Origin of the sequence: Mesorhizobium sp. B2-5-11 (assembly GCF_006440835.1) — a bacterium.
Taxonomy (GTDB): Bacteria; Pseudomonadota; Alphaproteobacteria; order Rhizobiales; family Rhizobiaceae; genus Mesorhizobium.
This window is the reverse complement of the sequence record NZ_VFUK01000003.1, coordinates 338,775-355,515: the sequence shown is the minus strand read 5'-3', so window position 1 is coordinate 355,515 and position 16,741 is coordinate 338,775. Positions and strand designations below refer to the sequence as shown.

At 64.1% G+C, this 16,741-nt stretch carries 17 protein-coding genes; 11 read left to right on the top strand and 6 right to left on the bottom strand.

Annotated elements, in window-relative coordinates; genetic code table 11:
• Nucleotides 1–91: 91 nt before the first annotated feature.
• From FJ490_RS12680 to FJ490_RS12655, 5 genes are all read left to right on the top strand, one after another.
• Nucleotides 92–1,366, top strand: a complete 1,275-nt coding sequence (locus FJ490_RS12680; RefSeq protein ID WP_140728937.1) for an acetylornithine deacetylase/succinyl-diaminopimelate desuccinylase family protein — start codon at nucleotides 92–94, stop codon at nucleotides 1,364–1,366.
• Nucleotides 1,367–1,524: 158 nt separating this feature from the next.
• Entirely contained in the window at nucleotides 1,525–3,003 is a 1,479-nt protein-coding gene (locus tag FJ490_RS12675) for an ABC transporter substrate-binding protein (RefSeq protein ID WP_140728938.1), read from the top strand.
• 229 nt (nucleotides 3,004–3,232) lie between these two features.
• The gene (locus tag FJ490_RS12665) at nucleotides 3,233–4,180 is read left to right on the top strand and encodes an ABC transporter permease (RefSeq protein ID WP_140495690.1); all 948 of its coding nucleotides are present in this window, start codon (nucleotides 3,233–3,235) and stop codon (nucleotides 4,178–4,180) included.
• Nucleotides 4,177–5,046: an ABC transporter permease gene (locus FJ490_RS12660; RefSeq protein WP_140517241.1), complete on the top strand. Its 870-nt coding sequence runs from the start codon at nucleotides 4,177–4,179 to the stop codon at nucleotides 5,044–5,046. The genes FJ490_RS12665 and FJ490_RS12660 overlap by 4 nt, the downstream gene beginning before the upstream one ends.
• Nucleotides 5,043–6,665: a dipeptide ABC transporter ATP-binding protein gene (locus FJ490_RS12655; protein WP_140517243.1), complete on the top strand. Its 1,623-nt coding sequence runs from the start codon at nucleotides 5,043–5,045 to the stop codon at nucleotides 6,663–6,665. The genes FJ490_RS12660 and FJ490_RS12655 overlap by 4 nt, the downstream gene beginning before the upstream one ends.
• Before the next feature lie 95 nt (nucleotides 6,666–6,760).
• Here FJ490_RS12655 and FJ490_RS12650 read toward each other — a convergent pair whose 3' ends face one another.
• Nucleotides 6,761–7,192: a TerB family tellurite resistance protein gene (locus tag FJ490_RS12650; protein ID WP_140495687.1), complete on the bottom strand. Its 432-nt coding sequence runs from the start codon at nucleotides 7,190–7,192 to the stop codon at nucleotides 6,761–6,763.
• A gap of 185 nt (nucleotides 7,193–7,377) precedes the next feature.
• On the opposite strand from FJ490_RS12650, the gene FJ490_RS12645 reads away from it, so the two are divergent.
• The 4 genes from FJ490_RS12645 to FJ490_RS12630 all read left to right on the top strand — a co-directional run bounded on the left by FJ490_RS12645 (nucleotide 7,378) and on the right by FJ490_RS12630 (nucleotide 9,814).
• A complete protein-coding gene (locus FJ490_RS12645; protein ID WP_140517245.1) occupies nucleotides 7,378–8,163 on the top strand; it encodes a TSUP family transporter in 786 nt (261 codons plus the stop codon).
• A 56-nt stretch (nucleotides 8,164–8,219) separates the two neighbouring features.
• Nucleotides 8,220–8,390, top strand: coding sequence for a hypothetical protein (locus tag FJ490_RS12640; protein ID WP_140728939.1), 171 nt, complete (start codon nucleotides 8,220–8,222; stop codon nucleotides 8,388–8,390).
• Nucleotides 8,391–8,472: 82 nt separating this feature from the next.
• Nucleotides 8,473–9,312, top strand: coding sequence for an AraC family transcriptional regulator (locus tag FJ490_RS12635; protein ID WP_140559635.1), 840 nt, complete (start codon nucleotides 8,473–8,475; stop codon nucleotides 9,310–9,312).
• Nucleotides 9,313–9,397: 85 nt separating this feature from the next.
• Entirely contained in the window at nucleotides 9,398–9,814 is a 417-nt protein-coding gene (locus FJ490_RS12630; RefSeq protein ID WP_140648825.1) for a VOC family protein, read from the top strand.
• Here the strand turns inward: FJ490_RS12630 and FJ490_RS12625 are convergent, their stop codons facing one another.
• Both FJ490_RS12625 and FJ490_RS12620 read right to left on the bottom strand, forming a co-directional pair.
• Nucleotides 9,815–11,290, bottom strand: coding sequence for a cobyric acid synthase (locus FJ490_RS12625; RefSeq protein ID WP_140728940.1), 1,476 nt, complete (start codon nucleotides 11,288–11,290; stop codon nucleotides 9,815–9,817). It lies immediately after the preceding gene.
• 3 nt (nucleotides 11,291–11,293) lie between these two features.
• A complete protein-coding gene (locus FJ490_RS12620; RefSeq protein ID WP_140495681.1) occupies nucleotides 11,294–11,908 on the bottom strand; it encodes a dimethylsulfonioproprionate lyase family protein in 615 nt (204 codons plus the stop codon).
• Between the two features lie 144 nt (nucleotides 11,909–12,052).
• On the opposite strand from FJ490_RS12620, the gene FJ490_RS12615 reads away from it, so the two are divergent.
• The gene (locus FJ490_RS12615; RefSeq protein ID WP_140728941.1) at nucleotides 12,053–13,219 is read left to right on the top strand and encodes an isobutyryl-CoA dehydrogenase; all 1,167 of its coding nucleotides are present in this window, start codon (nucleotides 12,053–12,055) and stop codon (nucleotides 13,217–13,219) included.
• Between the two features lie 26 nt (nucleotides 13,220–13,245).
• Complete coding sequence (mmsB, locus tag FJ490_RS12610; protein WP_140728942.1) at nucleotides 13,246–14,130, top strand: 3-hydroxyisobutyrate dehydrogenase; 885 nt, start codon at nucleotides 13,246–13,248, stop codon at nucleotides 14,128–14,130.
• A 271-nt stretch (nucleotides 14,131–14,401) separates the two neighbouring features.
• Here the strand turns inward: mmsB and FJ490_RS12605 are convergent, their stop codons facing one another.
• The 3 genes from FJ490_RS12605 to FJ490_RS12595 form a co-directional block, all read right to left on the bottom strand.
• On the bottom strand, nucleotides 14,402–15,046 hold the full coding sequence (locus tag FJ490_RS12605) for a cytochrome c oxidase assembly factor Coa1 family protein (protein ID WP_140495678.1): 645 nt from the start codon (nucleotides 15,044–15,046) through the stop codon (nucleotides 14,402–14,404).
• Nucleotides 15,047–15,168: 122 nt separating this feature from the next.
• A complete protein-coding gene (locus tag FJ490_RS12600; protein WP_140559631.1) occupies nucleotides 15,169–16,548 on the bottom strand; it encodes an aspartate aminotransferase family protein in 1,380 nt (459 codons plus the stop codon).
• Nucleotides 16,549–16,597: 49 nt separating this feature from the next.
• Nucleotides 16,598–16,738, bottom strand: a complete 141-nt coding sequence (locus FJ490_RS12595; protein ID WP_140495676.1) for a capsid protein — start codon at nucleotides 16,736–16,738, stop codon at nucleotides 16,598–16,600.
• Nucleotides 16,739–16,741 lie beyond the last annotated feature (3 nt).

Here is a 16,741-nt window from a genome sequence, read left to right as displayed (position 1 = left end):
ATTCCCGCAAGAGTTGCCGTAACGACACGCCGCAACGGCCCAATTGCCAGCGGACTTGCAAAACGACGCCGATCGCTGCTCAACTCGGGCCATGAACGAGCGACTCTTCCAAGCGATCGATGACCGGCGTGACGATCTCGTCGCGCTGACCGCCGAGTTGATCCGCTTTCCCACCATCAACCCCCCCGGCGAAGCGTACCGGCCATGCGCCGAATTTCTTGGCGCGCGGCTCAAGAAGAGCGGCTTCGAAACCGAGTTCATCCGCGCCGAAGGCACGCCCGGCGACACCGACCGCTACCCGCGCGTCAATGTCGTCGCACGCTTCGAGGGCCGCTCGCCCGGCGCCTGCGTCCACTTCAACTCGCATATCGATGTCGTCGAGGCCGGCGACGGCTGGACCGTCGATCCCTTCGCCGGCATCGTCAGGGACGGCAAGGTCTACGGCCGCGGCGCCTGCGACATGAAGGGCGGCCTGGCTTCCTCGATCATCGCGGCCGAAGCCTTCATGGAGGTATTTCCCGATTTTCCCGGTGCTATCGAGATATCAGGCACGGTCGACGAGGAATCCGGCGGCTTCGGCGGTGTCGCGCATCTGGCGAGGCTCGGCTATTTCTCGAAACCCAGGGTCGACCACGTCATCATTCCCGAACCGCTGAACAAGGACCGCATCTGCCTTGGCCATCGCGGCGTCTGGTGGGCCGAGATCGAGACCAAGGGCGAGATCGCGCATGGCTCGATGCCGTTTCTCGGCGACAATGCGGTGCGCCATATGGGCGCCGTGCTGCAGGCCTTCGAGGACGAATTGTTCCCCGCGCTCGACCGCAAGATGACGCGCATGCCGGTCGTGCCCGAAGGGGCGAAGCGTTCGACCATGAACATCAACTCCATCCATGGCGGCCAGACCGAGGATTTCCGGCCCGGCCTGCCCTCGCCCAACGTGCCCGATTCCTGCCGGCTGACCATCGACCGCCGCTTCCTGCTCGAAGAGGATCTCGCCACGGTCAAGGGCGAGGTGATCGGCATTCTCGAGCGGCTGAAGCGCGATCGGCAAAAGTTCGACTACGAGATCCGTGACCTGATGGAGGTGCTGCCGCTGATGACCGAACGCGACGCTCCGGTCGTCAAGGCAATCGCGCAGGGCGTCCACGCGATCTTCGATCGCGAGCCCGACTACGTCATTTCACCGGGCACCTACGACCAGAAGCACATTGCCCGCATCGGCCATGTCTATGATTGCATCGCCTATGGCCCGGGCATTCTCGATCTCGCCCACCGGCCTGACGAATGGGTCGGCATCTCGGATATGGTGGAATCGGCCAAGGTGATGGCGTTCGGGCTCAACGTGCTGCTGCGCGGCGCCCGATAGCGCCGCACGGGCAAGAGCCAACGGTCGACGCGGCCGTCCGGAGAAAAACATTCCCGGCTACGCCGCCGCGCGGCACGAAACGCAATTTACTCCCGTGCGAAATCACGCTTCTATTCGCCCGGTTTGAGCGCATGTTTGACCACACGGGGAGTAGCACGATGAAATTGTGGAAAACCATCCTGGCAGCCGCCGTCCTGGCGCTGATCGCCGGCGCTCCCGCGCTGGCGGCGCGAACCGATCTGGTCATCGGCATCCCGCTCGAACCGCCGCATCTCGATCCGACCGCCGGCGCCGCCGCCGCAATCGACGAGGTTCTCTACGCCAATGTGTTCGAAGGCTTGACCCGCATCGGGCCAAACGGCGAAGTGCTGCCGGACCTGGCCGAAAGCTGGACCATCTCCGACGACGGCAAGACCTACACTTTCAAGCTGCACCCCGGCGTGAAATTCCACGACGGCGCCGGCTTCAGCGCCGACGACGTGAAATTCTCGCTCGACCGCGCCCGCGCCGACAATTCGGTCAATGCGCAAAAAGCCCTGTTCGCAGCCATCGATACGGTCGACGTGGTCGACCCGGCAACGGTCAAGGTGACGTTGAAGAACCCGCAGGGATCCTTCCTCTACAATATGGGCTGGGGCGATGCTGTCATCGTCTCGCCGAAATCCGCTGACGCCAACAAGGAAAAGCCGGTCGGGACCGGCCCGTTCAAATTCCAGAGCTGGGCCAAGGGATCCTCGATCAAACTGGTGAAATCCGACAGCTATTGGGGCACGCCGGCTTACCTCGACAAGGTCGAGTTCCGCATCGTGCCCGATGCCGCCGCTAGCGTACCGGCATTGCTTTCCGGCGATATCCAGGCGTTCCCATTCTTCGATCCCGACAGTCTCGCGCAGGTCAAGGACGATCCGCGTTTCAAGGTGGTGATCGGTTCGACCGAAGGCGAAACCATCCTGTCGATCAACAACAAGAAGCCGCCCTTCGACAAATTGCAGGTCAGGCAGGCGATCTCCTACGCGCTCGATCGCAAGGCGATCATCGACGGTGCCTCGGCCGGCCTCGGCCTGCCGATCGGCTCGCATATGTCGCCGGCCAACAAGGACTACGTCGACCTCACCGGCCGCTATCCGCACGATGTCGCCAAGGCCAAGGAACTCTTGAAGGAAGCAGGCCTGGAGAACGGTTTCAAGGCGACGCTGAAGCTTCCGCCGCCCACCTATGCCAGGCTCGGCGGCGAGATCATCGCCTCGCAGCTCCGTGACGTCGGCATCAACCTCGAGATCATCCCGGTTGAATGGGCGCAGTGGCTGGACCAGGTGTTCACCAAGAAGGACTACGACCTGACCATCGTCTCCCATACCGAGCCCAACGACATCGGTATCTATGCGCGTAAGGATTATTACTTCAACTACGACAATCCGGCCTTCGACAAGGTGATCGCCGATCTGGACGTCACCTCCGATGAAGCCAAGCGCAAGGAATTGCTGGGGCAGGCACAGAAGATCTTGGCCGACGACGCCGTGGTCGGCTTCCTCTACGAACTGCCCAAGGTCGGCGTCTGGGACGCCAAGCTGCAGGGCCTGTGGGAAAACGCGCCGATCCAGGCCAATGATCTCACCAAGGTGAAGTGGAACGAGTGAAGCCGTTGGCCAAGAGGCGACGCTTGCGCTCCGCACCCCCCTCTGCCCTGCCGGGCATCTCCCCCGCAAGGGGGGAGATTGCACCCTCCTTTATGCTTTCGCCAATCGCCGACGTTGAATGCTGGTCGACGACATGGAAACTGCCGATCTCCCCCCTTGCGGGGGAGATGTCCGGCAGGACAGAGGGGGGTGCGCGGGAACTCGACTTTCGCCCGCCCGTCTACCGCCCATGACCGCCTACCTCCTCAGGCGTCTCGCGATCGCCGCCGCCACGTTGGCGCTGGCCTCCATGGTAGTCTTCGCGGTGCTGGAGATCCTGCCCGGCGACCCGGCGCGGCTGATGCTGGGCATGAATGCCAGCGCCGACCAGGTCGAGCTGCTGCGCAACCAGATGGGCCTCGACGCGCCCCTGCCCTGGCGCTACCTGCACTGGGCCGGCGGCCTGCTCTGCCTGGATTTCGGCCGCTCCTACACCTATTCGGTGCCGGTCATCGACCTCGTGCGCGAGCGTCTCGTCGTCTCGCTGCCGCTGGCGCTGATCGCGCTCGCCCTATCCACCCTCATCGCCATCCCGGTCGGCCTGTTTTCAGCGAACCATCGCGGGCGGATAGGTGACACAGCGGCGATGGGCGCCGCGCAGCTCGGCGTCGCCATTCCCAATTTCTGGTTCGCGCTGATGCTGATCTATCTCTTCGCGGTCTGGCTGCGGCTGGTTCCGGCCGGCGGCTTTCCCGGTTGGGGGGCCGGTGCCTGGCCGGCGCTGAAATCACTGCTGCTGCCGGCTGTGGCGCTCGCATTGCCGCAGGCCGCGATCCTGGCACGCGTCACCCGTTCGGCACTGATCGAGGTGCTGAACGAGGACTATATCCGCACCGCCCGCGCCAAGGGCCTGCCCTATCGCGCGGTCCTGTGGCGGCACGCACTGCGCAACGCCATGATCCCGGTGCTGACCATTCTGGGCCTGCAATTCGCCTTCCTGCTCGCCGGCACCATCATCATCGAGAACGTCTTCTACCTGCCCGGCCTCGGCCGGCTGGTGTTCCAGGCGATCACCCAGCGCGACCTGATCGTCGTGGAAAGCGTCGTCATGCTGCTGGTCGCCGCGGTCATCGCCGTCAACCTCGTCGTCGACCTCTCTTATGCCGTCGTCGATCCGCGCCTCCGAAGCCGGCAATGATGTTGCATCCGGACATCCCCGAAGAGACGCTGGGCGGCATCCTCGTCAAGGCGTTCGGCAACCGCTCGTTTCTTGCCGGCTTCGCCGTCACGTTGTTCGTGGCGGCGGTGGCGATCCTCTCCTATCTCTGGACGCCCTATGACGTGACCCGGCTGGTGATATCCGACAAGACGCTGGCGCCGTCCTGGGCGCACTGGTTCGGCACCGACCATTTCGGCCGCGACATCCTGTCGATGATCATGGTCGGCGCCCGCAATTCGATCGCGGTGGCGCTGGTCGCGGTCGGCATCGGCATGGGCGTCGGCGTGCCGCTCGGTGCTTTCGCCGCGGCGCGCGGCGGCCTCGTCGACGAGGCCTTGATGCGCATCAACGATCTCGTCTTCGCCTTCCCTGCGCTTTTGTCGGCCATCATGATCACCGCCATCTTCGGCCCCGGCGCCATCAATGCCATTATCGCCATCGGCATCTTCAACATCCCGGTTTTTGCCCGCGTCGCCCGAGCCGGCGCCTTGGCGATCTGGCCGCGCGAATTCATCCTCGCCGCCCGCGCCGCGGGCAAGGGCAAGGCGCTGATCACCATCGAACATGTGCTGCCCAACATCGCCACCTTGCTCCTGGTGCAAGGCACTATCCAGTTCGCGCTCGGCATATTGGCCGAGGCCGGGCTTTCCTATCTGGGCCTTGGCGCCCAACCGCCGATGCCGAGCTGGGGCCGCATGCTGTTCGACGCCCAGACCCGCATGGTGGTGGCGCCCTGGATGGCGATCTTTCCCGGCATGGCGATCGTGATCACCGTGCTTGGGCTGAACCTTTTGGGCGACGGCATCGCCGACATCCTCGATCCGAAATCGCGGCGGCAACGATGAGCCTTCTGGAAATCGACAATCTGTCGCTGGCGATCGGCGACACGCCGATCCTCCGGAGCATCGAGTTCTCCATCGCGCCCGGCGAGGTAATGGGGCTGGTCGGCGAATCCGGCTCCGGCAAATCGATGACGGCTCTGAGCGTCATGCGGCTCTTGCCATATGCCGCGCGTGCCAGCGGGCGCGTCACCTTCGACGGTATCGACATCCTTGCGGCAAGCGAGGATCAGATGTGCGCCCTGCGCGGTGACGATATCGGCATGGTGTTCCAGGAACCGATGACCGCGCTGAACCCGCTCAAGACCATCGGCGAGCAGGTCGCCGAAGGCATACGCTGGCATGCCAAGGCAACACGTGCCGAGGCGGAAGAGCGGGCGCGAAAAATGCTCGACCGGGTTGGCTTGCCATCGGCAAAATTCCCGGTGTCGCGCTATCCGCACGAGCTGTCCGGTGGCCAGCGCCAGCGCGTCGTCATTGCCATGGCCTGCGCGCTGAAGCCGAAGCTGCTGATCGCCGACGAGCCGACCACGGCGCTCGACGTGGTGCTGCAGGCGCAAATCCTCACCCTCTTGCGCGACCTTGTCGCGGAGAGCGGCATGGGCCTGCTCCTGATCTCGCATGACCTCGCCGTGGTCACCGAGATGGCGGATCGCATCACCATTCTTCGTCGGGGCGAAGTCATGGAAGCCGGCGATACGGCCCGCACGCTCTCTGAACAGCTCCACCCCTATACCCGCCAGTTGGCGCTGGCCTCGATGCACGTGCCGGCCCGCGCCCGGCCGCATGGCGCCTCGGCAGCCCGGCCCTTGCTCGAGGTGGAGGGCGTGACGCGCGACTATCCAGGCCGGCGCACCTCGCTGTTCCGGCGCGCGCCTGATATCCGCGCCGTCGACGGCGTGTCGCTGTCGATGGCGCCGGGCCAATCGGTGGCGCTGGTCGGCCGCTCCGGCTGCGGCAAGTCCACCTTGGCGCGCATGATCCTGGCGCTGGACCGGCCGAGTTCGGGGACCATCCGCTTTCGCGGCGAGCCCCTCACCGGCAAGAGCGAGGCGGACCTGAAGCCGGCGCGGCGCGACATGCAGGTGGTGTTCCAGGACCCCTATGGCTCGTTCGATCCGCGCCAGAAGGTCGAGAAACTGGTCGCCGAGCCGCTGCACGTGCTGGACAGGAAACCGGGGCGCGCCGAGCGCCGCGAGATGGTGGCGCAGGCGCTGCACGAGGTCGGCCTCGACCAGCACGACATGGAAAAGTATCCGCACGAATTTTCCGGCGGCCAGCGCCAGCGCCTGTCGATCGCCCGCGCCATCATCACCCGCCCAAAACTGGTCGTCGCCGACGAGCCGGTTTCGGCGCTCGATGTTTCGATCCGCGCTCAGATCCTCGACCTGTTCGCCGAGCTCAACCAGAAACTCGGCATCGCCTATCTCTTCATCACCCACGACCTCACCGTCGCCCGCGCCATAACGGACGAAGTGCTGGTCATGCATGACGGCCAGATCGTCGAGCGTGGCCGGACGAGCGAGGTGCTGGATCACCCGCAATCCGAGGCGGCCAAGGCGCTTGTCGCCGCAGCGCCGGACCTGCACAGGGCAATTGCACGCCGTATGCAGGAGCAGGGGTGAGCGATCGGTTCGCGAAGCGAATCCGCCGTGTGAGTGAAAGGCCGCAAATGCCGGAGGCTGCCGTAGACAGCCGGCCCGGCTGGGATCCCATCAACCTACTGCTCAGATTTCACCACGTCGACCGGGCTGATGTCGAGCAGGTCGAGCGTGCGGCGCAGCAGGCGCACCTCGGTCTCGGCCAATTGCGCGTCCGCCTTGGCGATCTCGGCCATATGCTGCGCCAGTTGCTTGCGCCGCTCGACATCGAGGTCGCGGAACAGCGCGATGGCCTGTGAGCCATTGGTTTCGTAGCCGAATTCGTTGAGATATTCGATGACGGCGTCGATGCTGGTTTCCGGAATGCCGAAGGCATCCTTGCAGATGCGCCGGAAGGCAACCATCTCGCTCTCGCTGACCGTTCCGTCAGCCAGGATCATGCGGAACAGCATCAGAAGTTCCGCCGACAACACGGGGTCGTCCGCCACCTTGCGCACCCCGGGGTCGCCATCGAAGATCGAGCGTATCTGGTCGAGCAGTTCGAATGCCATCGGGAGCCCCTTTGCCGATTCCTCTAATCCATGTAGCCCAAAAAAGCGCAGCGGTTTTGGGATAATGACAGCACAACGCGAAATCCAGGCGCGACGCGCTTGGATAGAAGTAGCGTGAAATCGGTCTTGCGCAAACGGGGTGTTCGTGATCGAAGCCGGAGCATCTCTGGCTTGATTTCTCCCTGATGATCGACTTCACCTTAGAATCCGTCGCCATGCTCGCCTTCGCCGGTTTTGCCGCGGGCTTTGTCGACTCGATTGCCGGCGGCGGCGGGCTGATCACTATTCCCGCACTGCTGCTGGCCGGCTTCTCGCCGGTCGAGGCGCTGGGAACCAACAAGCTGCAGGGCATGTTCGGCTCGGGATCTGCGACCATCCACTATGCCGCGAAAGGCCATGTCGACCTTCGCCGGCAACTGCCTTCTGCGCTGCTGGCGCTTGCCGGCGGTGCCGTCGGCGCCTTGCTGGCAACGGTCGTGCCCGGCGATCTGCTGCGGGCGCTTCTGCCGCTGGTGCTGATCGCCATCGCGCTCTATTTCGCCCTGAAGCCCAACATGACCGACGTTGACCGCGCCGAACGTATGACGCCCTTCCTGTTCGGGATAACGCTGGTGCCGGCCATCGGCTTTTACGACGGCCTGTTCGGGCCGGGTGCCGGGTCCTTCTACATGCTGGCCTTCGTCGCGCTTGCCGGCTACGGCGTACTCAAGGCGACGGCCCACACCAAGCTGCTCAACTTCGCCTCCAACATCGGCGGCTTCGTCGTCTTCGCCGCGGTCGGTGTCATCTCCTGGAAGATCGGCCTGATGATGGGCGTCGCCCAGTTCCTCGGCGCCCGCCTCGGCGCCAGCCTGGCCATGCGCATCGGCGCCAGGCTGATCAAGCCGCTGCTTGTCATCGTCTGCGTCGCTCTGGCGGCGAAGCTCCTGGCCGACCCGGCGAACCCGCTGCGCGTCCTGATTGGTGTGTGACCCGCGCGCCTGATGGAATGCCGCTGTTCGAATCATGTCGAGGAGAGGACCCGCACATGAATCTCAGCGCACCTACCGAGTTTGTTTTCATCATCTCCCTTGTCATCGCCCTCATCGGCATTCTCGCCGCCCTCGGCCTTCTTTCGTTCATCCCACTCGCATCGGTGTGGATCGTGCTCATTGCTTACCTCGTGCTTGCCGGCGGCTGCCTGATGCGCGGCGCCTGACATTCAAATCTCAGGCAATTCGGAGCGCCCGGCCGAGCCGGGCGCTTTTGATTCGGGTCCGGGCTCTGCTAGAGTCCTGTCGATGCCAATCGAGATGCCATGTCAGGAGGAACAGGACCGGTCAGTCCCCGGGCGGTTCGAGATGCGGCGGCGCCTTCCCAGCCCTGCCCTCGCGGGCATTGTGTCAGACATTTGCGGTTATCGCGAAACGGCGCCCGGCCATTACCGCAATGTCGAATATGCCTCCCTTACCGTGCCTCTGGTCATCAGCTTCGCCGAACCTTTCGCCATCGGCCTTGGCAAGCCGCCCGGCGACAATGATCGCTTCGCCAGTTTCGCCGCCGGCCTCTATGCCGGACCCGTGATGATCGAATCCTTCGGCGGCGCCTGCTGCGTCCAGGTCAATTTCACCCCGCTTGGCGCACGCCGATTCTTTGGCCAGCCGATGAGCGGGTTGACCGACCGCATGGTCAGCCTGGACGATGTGCTCGGCATCGAAGGCGTCGCCTTGCGCGAGCGGCTTGGCAACGCGGCGGACTGGAGCAAACGTTTTGCCCTTGTCGAGATGTTCGTCGCCGCCCGGCTGGCCGATGCGCCGGAAACGCAGGCCGGGGTTGCCTGGGCCTATGACAGGATCCTCGCCTCCGGCGGCCGCGTGCGCGTCTCGTCACTGGCCGACAGGCTGGGCTGGAGCCGCAAGCATCTGGCGGGGAAATTCGCGGACGCGACCGGCATCGGCCCGAAAACGCTGTCGCGCATCGTCCGCTTCAACCGTGCGCTTGGCCTGTCGAGGCAGCAAGCCTGCGATTGGGCCGACATCGCGGCCGATTGCGGCTATGCCGACCAGGCGCATCTGGTGCGTGAGTTCCGCGACCTTGCCGGCGAGACACCGACCGCGATCGAGGGTTCGGCACAGGCCTGAAGTCCCGGGTAACATTTCTTCAAGACGCCGGAACGGCTGTCGCTCAGACTGGGTTCATCGATGAGCTCGAATGAAGGAAGTTGCCATGCCCGCTGAAGCCCCCCGCCTCTACCCCGCCTTGCGTTACAGGAACGCCGCAAAAATGATCGACTGGCTGTGCGAAGCCTTCGGCTTCAGCATCCGTGCTCGCTACGGCGAAGGCGATGTCGTGCACCATGCCGAACTGGTCTTCGGCTCCTCGATGATCATGCTCGGCAGCGCGCGCGACGACGACTACGGCAAAATGGTTGGCGAACCCGGCACAGGCGGCGGCAAGTCAATCTACATCACCGTCGACGACGCAGACGCCGCCTACGCCAAAGCGAAGAAGGCTGGCGCCACGATCCTCCAGGAATTGACCGACCGCGACTATGGCAGTCGCGAGTTCATCTGCCGCGACCCGGAGGGCAATGTCTGGTCCTTCGGCACCTATTGGCCGAAGGCGGGAGAAAAGAGCAGCTAGCTACCGCGCCAGCGAAAAGATCGCGTCGCAGTCAAGATGGCTCTCCAACTGGGCCGCGACCTCGTCGAGAGCCCTCTCGACCTCGGCGCGATAGTCGATGCCGCCGCCCTTGACGCCGAGGCTTTCGAGGAACCTCCCTCGAAAGGCGTCGGCGCCAAACAGCCCGTGCATATAGGTTCCGACCACCTTGCCATCCGCCGAGACCGCACCGTCCTCGGCGCCATTGATGATCGCCGACGGCCGCAGCATGTCCGGGCCGGTGGTGCGGCCGAGATGGATCTCGTAGCCTTCGAGCGGCAGGTCGAACGGCACCGAGCGGGCGCTGACGTTGCGCACCGTCTTTTCCGGTTCCATCACTGTTTCGATGTCGAGCAGGCCAAGCCCTTCCGCTTCGGTGACGCTGCCCTCGATGCCGTCGGGATCGCGCACGATGCGGCCAAGCATCTGGAAGCCGCCGCAAATGCCGACGACATGGCCGCCGCGCCTGCGATGGGCGAGAAGATCACGGTCCCAGCCATTTTCGCGAAATTTCAGCAGATCCCCGATCGTCGACTTCGAGCCGGGAATGACCACCAGTCCCGCATCCTGCGGCAACGGCTTTCCAGGCGGCACGAACACCACTTCCACCTGCGGCTCGGCCTTGAGCGGGTCGAGATCGTCGAAATTGGCGATGCGGCCGAGCATCGGCACCGCCACCTTCAGCGCGCGCGCCTCCCCGGAGGCAAGCCGTTCCAGCACCACCGAATCCTCCGAGGGCAGCCGCGCTGCCGCCTTCAGCCACGGCACGACGCCGAAGCAGCGCCAGCCGGTGAACCCTTCGATCGCCTTGATGCCGTCGTCGAACAGCGAGACGTCGCCGCGGAACTTGTTGATGAGGTAGCCGACGATCATGCGCCGGTCTTCCTCCGGCAGGATCAGATGCGTGCCCGCGACCGAGGCGATGACGCCGCCGCGATCGATGTCGCCGACCAGTACGACAGGCACATCGGCCCGCGTCGCAAAGCCCATATTGGCGATGTCGCGGTTTCTGAGATTGATCTCCGCCGGCGAACCCGCGCCCTCGACGATGACGAGATCGGCGCCCTCGCCGACCTTGCCCCAGGAGTCCAGAACGGCGTCCATCAGCCGGCCCTTCAACGCCTGGTAGTCGCGCGCCCGCGCCTCGCCGAACACCTTGCCTTGCACGATGACCTGCGCACCGACATCGGTCTGCGGCTTGAGCAGCACCGGGTTCATGTGAACCGATGGCGGCACGCCGCAGGCGATCGCCTGCAGCCATTGCGCGCGGCCGATCTCGCCACAGCCAGCCCTGTTGTCGCCGGGAATATCGGCAACGGCGGCATTGTTCGACATGTTCTGCGGCTTGAACGGACGCACCTTCAGCCCACGCTTTTTTGCGGCGCGGCACAGCCCTGCGGCCAGCACGGTCTTGCCGACATCCGAACCCGTGCCTTGCAGCATAATGGCTTTGGCCATGGCTCAGCCCCTGCCCTGCGTCACGGTCCCGGTGATCGTGGATTTCTGCGCCAGCGGCCCGCCGCGCCAGATATAGAGCGCCAGCAACGGCTCCTTGCCGGTGCGCATGGCGTGATTGACCTTGGAAGCGTGGTACACGACCTCGCCGGCCTCTCGCTTGTGAAAGCTGTCCTCGCCCATGCGCCACTCGGTGCCGCCGGTCAGCGGGATATAGATCTCCTCGGCGACATGATGGTGGTCGGGATAGACGATATCAGGCCCAAGGATCAGCACGCCGGCGGCGACCTCGTCGTTGGCGAAGTGGCCGCGGGTGCCGAATACTTCGAGCCAGCCATAATTGTCGATGAACGCCTTGCCGAAATCCGACTCGCCGTAGGTCTGGCCCCAGCGCAATTCGCCGCGCTCCTGCGCCAGAAATTGCACCAACTGCTTGGTCCGCGCCGGCGTCAATTCGGCGGCACGATCGAGATGGCGCAGGCAGCCGAGTGAGTGCGGTTCAAGCTCGCGGGCGGGCATATCCCACCCTATGCGCGCCACCGCATCCTGCACCAGGAAGTCACCCACGGAAGCGAGATAGGCGTGGAACCGCTCTAGCAGCTCATCGAATTTTGTCGTCACATCTTGCTCCGGACATGCATTGACGCACAGCCGCTCCGCGGCGGCTCGGGTTGCGCGGCGGCATCATTGGTCTAGATTGGTGCGCGCGCAAAGCCAAAAACGACAGGCCAGCGAGCCAGCTGGCCAGTATATAGGGAGCACGCCATGGACGCCGCGGTCGATGCGAGCACCAGCCAGTTCGAACTCAACGAGGACCAGCGCGCCATCCAGGAAATGGCTCAGGGCTTCGCCGCCGATCGCGTCGCGCCGAATGCGCTAGACTGGGACCGCAACAAGCATTTCCCCGCCGACGTGATCCGCGAGACTGGCCCGCTGGGCCTCGGCGGTATCTATGTCAGGGACGATGTCGGCGGCTCCGCGCTCGGCCGGCTCGACGCCGTGCTGATCTTCGAAGCGCTGTCCCACGCCGACCCGGCCTTTTCCTCCTTCATCTCGATCCACAATATGGTGGCCTCGATGATCGATCGTTTCGGCGACGACGGCCAGCGCCAGCGCTTCCTGCCGAAGCTCACCTCCATGGAATGGCTGGCGAGCTATTGCCTGACCGAGCCGGGTTCCGGCTCGGACGCCGCTGCCCTGAAGACGCGGGCGGTGAAGAGCGGCGGCGACTACGTGCTGAACGGCGCCAAGCAGTTCATCTCCGGCGCCGGCGACAGCGATATCTATGCCGTCATGGTGCGCACCGGCGCCGAGGGACCGAAAGGCATTTCCACCATCGTCGTGCCGAAAGATGCTCCCGGCCTCTCCTTCGGCGCCAATGAGCACAAGATGGGCTGGCACATGCAGTCGACCCGCCAGGTCATCTTCGAGGATTGCAAGGTGCCGGCCGAGAACCTTTTGTCGGGTGAAGGCGCCGGTTTCGGCATCGCCATGGCCGGGCTCGATGGCGGCCGGCTGAACATCGCCGCCTGTTCGCTTGGTGGGGCCCAGTCGGCGCTCGATAAGGCGCTGTCATACACCGCCGAGCGCAAGGCATTCGGCTCCAGAATCAACCAGTTCCAGGCGCTGCAGTTCCGGCTGGCCGATATGGAAACCGAGTTGCAGGCGGCGCGCATCTTTCTTTATGCCGCCGCTTCCAAGCTCGACCGCAAGGCACCGGATGCCTCGAAATGGTCGGCAATGGCCAAGCGCTTCGTCACCGACACCGGTTTCAACGTCGCCAACGATGCGCTGCAGCTGCTCGGCGGCTATGGTTACCTGCACGATTACGGCATCGAGAAACTGGTGCGCGACCTGCGTGTGCATCAGATTCTCGAAGGCACCAACGAGATCATGCGCGTCATCATCGCCCGTGCGTTGATCGGTCGCTGAAGCGTGCAAACTCCGGGAGAGACACAATGACCACAATCGCCTTCATCGGCCTTGGGAATATGGGCAATCCAATGGCGGCGAACCTGGTCAAAGCGGGGTATGCCGTGCACGGCTACGACCTAATGTCCGAAAACCTCACCGTCGCCAAAGAACATGGCGTTACGATCATGGCCAATGCCTTGACCGCAGTGAAAGATGCGGATGTTGTCATTACCATGCTGCCCGCCGGCAAGCATGTCCTGTCGGTCTACGAAGAGATCGCGTCCAAGGCAAAGAAGGGCGCGCTTTTCATCGATTCCTCGACCATCGATGTCGAGTCGGCGCGCAAGGCGCATGCCATTGCCGCAAGGCACCGCCTGCTGTCGGTCGATGCGCCGGTCTCGGGCGGCACCGGCGGTGCCGCCGCCGGCACCCTGACTTTCATGGCCGGCGGCTCGGACGATGCCTTCGCCGCCGCCGAGCCGATCCTGAAGCCCATGGCCGGGCGCATCGTCCATTGCGGCGGCGACGGCGCCGGCCAGGCGGCCAAGATCTGCAACAACATGATTCTCGGCATTTCGATGATCGGCGTCGCCGAGGCCTTCGTGCTGGCCGAAAAGCTCGGCCTGGCGCACCAGGCCCTGTTCGACGTTGCCTCGACCTCTTCAGGCCAGTGCTGGTCACTGACCACCTATTGCCCGGTGCCCGGCCCGGTGCCGACCTCGCCCGCCAACCGCGACTACAAGCCCGGCTTCGCCGCCGCGCTCATGCTGAAGGATTTGAAGCTGTCGCAGGAAGCCGCGCAAGCCGCGGGCGCGGTGACACCGCTTGGCGCCGAAGCGACACAGCTCTACGGCCTGTTCAACGCGCAAGGGAATGCCGGCGCCGATTTTTCCGGGATCATAAATTTTCTGCGCGGCGCCAATCAATAAGCAATTGATAAAGCTCGTTTTTCTTTCGTACGCCTCGCCGGAGAACCGCAAAATTTAGGTTTGCTTAAGCTCTCGATAACTCCGCGGTAACGATGTCCCTATAAAACGGACTGCGAGGCGGATATCGCGTCCGCCCGGCGCTCCGGATCAGGTCTCGCGTACCGGAGCCCGTAAGTTTCGCCAAGTGTTTGCGTAGCGAAACGCCAAGCGTATCTGGCAAAGCCGCGTTCCCGGTGGGGCGCGGTTTTTGCGTTCCAGGATCCGACATCCCTCATATTCCGATTGCCGCGTTCGGGATCGGCACGTGATCTTCATTGGTCAGCACGATCGGCGCATCGGCGCCCTCGACCCGGACCACGAGCAGGTGCGTGCTCCACGTGCCTGCATTGCGAACAAGATGCGAAAACACCGTGCCCTTTCCCTTGGCGCCGTGGATGGGAATGCTGAACTGCGCGTCACCCGTCCCATCTGCGTTGACGTTGAGATGGCCGCCGACCCAGAAATTGGCGGTCACGTCGTCGCCGATAGCGGCTTTCACCCGGGTATCGGCGCGAACGACCTCCATGGTCATGTGATAGGCGTCACTGCCTTTGATCATGAAAGGGATGCCGCCGACCATCGTCGCGCAGCCCCCGATACTAAGCACCCAGACGGCAAGACCGGCGATCGCCCAGTTGCGCTGCGTTCTGCGGAACTGCTCGGCATCGCGCCACACCCGGTTCCGCCATGCCCAGCGGCTGCCGCGCGCGCCGAGCACGAAGATCATGACGATGTTGACGATCGGGATCAGCGCCAGCAGGGCGATGAAGGTGGAGTTGCCGATGCCCCAGATCCAGTTGAGGAAGAAGGCGCCCCAATTCCAGCGATCGAGCTCAGCCGGGATTTCGGCGGGCTGGTTGAGCGGTTGTCCGGCCATCGCGTTCCCCGTCGGCAAAACTGCCTTGGCGGGTTGTAACCGATAGCGCCGGCGACCGGAACCCTCAGTCTGTCTGGGGCCAGCGGCCGGGCGTCTCGATCACGAACGCCCGGCCATTTCTTTTACCGTTTGCGCAGATCCGCTTGCGCCAGGTCGAGCGCCTTGCCGATACGCTCGCAGGCCATATCGATCGTGTCGCGGGTCCAGATCAGCGGCGGTGACAGGATCATTGTGTCGCCGGTGGCGCGCAGCATCATGCCGTTGGCGATCGCATGGTCGCGCACGGTCACCGCGGCACTTCCAGCCGGCAGGAACCGCTCCTTGGTCGCCTTGTCCTTGACGATCTCGATCGCACCCATCAGCCCGATCGAACGCACCTCGCCGACCAGCTCGTGCCCGGCGATGCGCTCTTGCAGCGCCTTGGCGAAATAGGGCCCGGTGTCGCTCCTGACGCGGTCGACCAGACCCTCCCGCTCCATGATCTCCAGGTTCTTCAGCGCCACGGCGCAAGCCACGGGGTGGCCGGAATAGGTATAACCGTGATTGAACTCGCCGCCCTTCTCGATCAGCGTCGAGGCAATGCGATCGCCGACCAGCAGCGCCGACAGCGGCTGGTAGCCCGACGTCAGCGCCTTGGCGGTGGTGATGGTGTCGGCCTGGATGCCAAGCGTCTGCGCGGCAAACCATTCGCCCGTGCGGCCATAGCCGGTGATGACCTCGTCCAGCATCAGCAGCACATCGTATTTGCGGCAGATGCGCTGTACCTCGGGCCAATAGCTTGCCGGCGGTATCTTCACGCCGCCAGCTCCCATCACCGGCTCGCCAATGAAGGCGGCGACCTTGTCGGCGCCGGCTTCGAGGATGGCGTCCTCGACCGCCTTTGCCGCGCGCAGTCCGAAATCATGATCGCTCTCGCCCGGCAGCGACAGCTCATAGGCGTACGGCGTCATCACATGGACGATGTTGGGCACCTCTCCGTTGAGCTGCTTGTGCATGGCGTCCATGCCGCCGAGCGACGTGCCGGCGATGGTCGAGCCGTGATAGGCCATCTTGCGCGAGATGACGCGGTTCTTCTGCGGCTTGCCTTCGAGCACCCAATAGTGGCGCACGAGCCTGAGCGCAGTGTCGTTGGCTTCCGAGCCGGACGAGCCATAGAACACCTGGTTGACATTCTTCGGCGCGATCTCCGCCAGCTTCTTCGACAGAAGCACAGGCGTCGGCGTCGAGCATTTGAAGAAGGAATTGTAGTAAGGCAGCTCCTTCATCTGCGCATAGGCAGCCTCGGCGAGCTCGTCGCGGCCATAGCCGATATTGACGCACCACAGCCCCGCCATGCCGTCGAGCAGTTCCGTCCCTTCGGAATCGTAGATGAAGGGACCGTTGGCGTGGGTGATGATGCGCGATCCGGCCTCGCGCAATTCCCTATGGTCGGTGAACGGATGCAGATGATGCGCGGCGTCGATCTGCTGAAGCTGCTTCAGCGAATAATTTTGATAGGTCATGGATCTGATCTTCCTCTGGAACCAATCCGGCTGCGCCGGGGCGGATTCTTCAGAGGATAGCGGGTGGCGAATAGCCTATGCGGGCGCAAAGCCGCAAAAGCTCGGCGCGCAACGTGCGCAGCGACGGCGTCACCGCGCCCCCAAATGCCCGAACCCCGAAAAGGCCGGCCAATGTCACCACGGGAGCCATGAA

What these genes read in the sequence shown, in the direction of transcription:
- FJ490_RS12650 (WP_140495687.1), bottom strand. Translation starts at nt 7,192, where the DNA reads ATGGCATTCGAACTGCTCGACCAGATACGCTCGATCTTCGATGGCGAC.
- FJ490_RS12630 (WP_140648825.1), top strand. Translation starts at nt 9,398, where the DNA reads ATGCCCGCTGAAGCCCCCCGCCTCTACCCCGCCTTGCGTTACAGGAAC.
- FJ490_RS12675 (WP_140728938.1), top strand. Translation starts at nt 1,525, where the DNA reads ATGAAATTGTGGAAAACCATCCTGGCAGCCGCCGTCCTGGCGCTGATC.
- FJ490_RS12640 (WP_140728939.1), top strand. Translation starts at nt 8,220, where the DNA reads ATGAATCTCAGCGCACCTACCGAGTTTGTTTTCATCATCTCCCTTGTC.
- FJ490_RS12625 (WP_140728940.1), bottom strand. Translation starts at nt 11,290, where the DNA reads ATGGCCAAAGCCATTATGCTGCAAGGCACGGGTTCGGATGTCGGCAAG.
- FJ490_RS12615 (WP_140728941.1), top strand. Translation starts at nt 12,053, where the DNA reads ATGGACGCCGCGGTCGATGCGAGCACCAGCCAGTTCGAACTCAACGAG.
- FJ490_RS12665 (WP_140495690.1), top strand. Translation starts at nt 3,233, where the DNA reads ATGACCGCCTACCTCCTCAGGCGTCTCGCGATCGCCGCCGCCACGTTG.
- mmsB (WP_140728942.1), top strand. Translation starts at nt 13,246, where the DNA reads ATGACCACAATCGCCTTCATCGGCCTTGGGAATATGGGCAATCCAATG.
- FJ490_RS12655 (WP_140517243.1), top strand. Translation starts at nt 5,043, where the DNA reads ATGAGCCTTCTGGAAATCGACAATCTGTCGCTGGCGATCGGCGACACG.
- FJ490_RS12680 (WP_140728937.1), top strand. Translation starts at nt 92, where the DNA reads ATGAACGAGCGACTCTTCCAAGCGATCGATGACCGGCGTGACGATCTC.
- FJ490_RS12645 (WP_140517245.1), top strand. Translation starts at nt 7,378, where the DNA reads ATGATCGACTTCACCTTAGAATCCGTCGCCATGCTCGCCTTCGCCGGT.
- FJ490_RS12660 (WP_140517241.1), top strand. Translation starts at nt 4,177, where the DNA reads ATGATGTTGCATCCGGACATCCCCGAAGAGACGCTGGGCGGCATCCTC.
- FJ490_RS12605 (WP_140495678.1), bottom strand. Translation starts at nt 15,046, where the DNA reads ATGGCCGGACAACCGCTCAACCAGCCCGCCGAAATCCCGGCTGAGCTC.
- FJ490_RS12600 (WP_140559631.1), bottom strand. Translation starts at nt 16,548, where the DNA reads ATGACCTATCAAAATTATTCGCTGAAGCAGCTTCAGCAGATCGACGCC.
- FJ490_RS12595 (WP_140495676.1), bottom strand. Translation starts at nt 16,738, where the DNA reads ATGGCTCCCGTGGTGACATTGGCCGGCCTTTTCGGGGTTCGGGCATTT.
- FJ490_RS12635 (WP_140559635.1), top strand. Translation starts at nt 8,473, where the DNA reads ATGCCAATCGAGATGCCATGTCAGGAGGAACAGGACCGGTCAGTCCCC.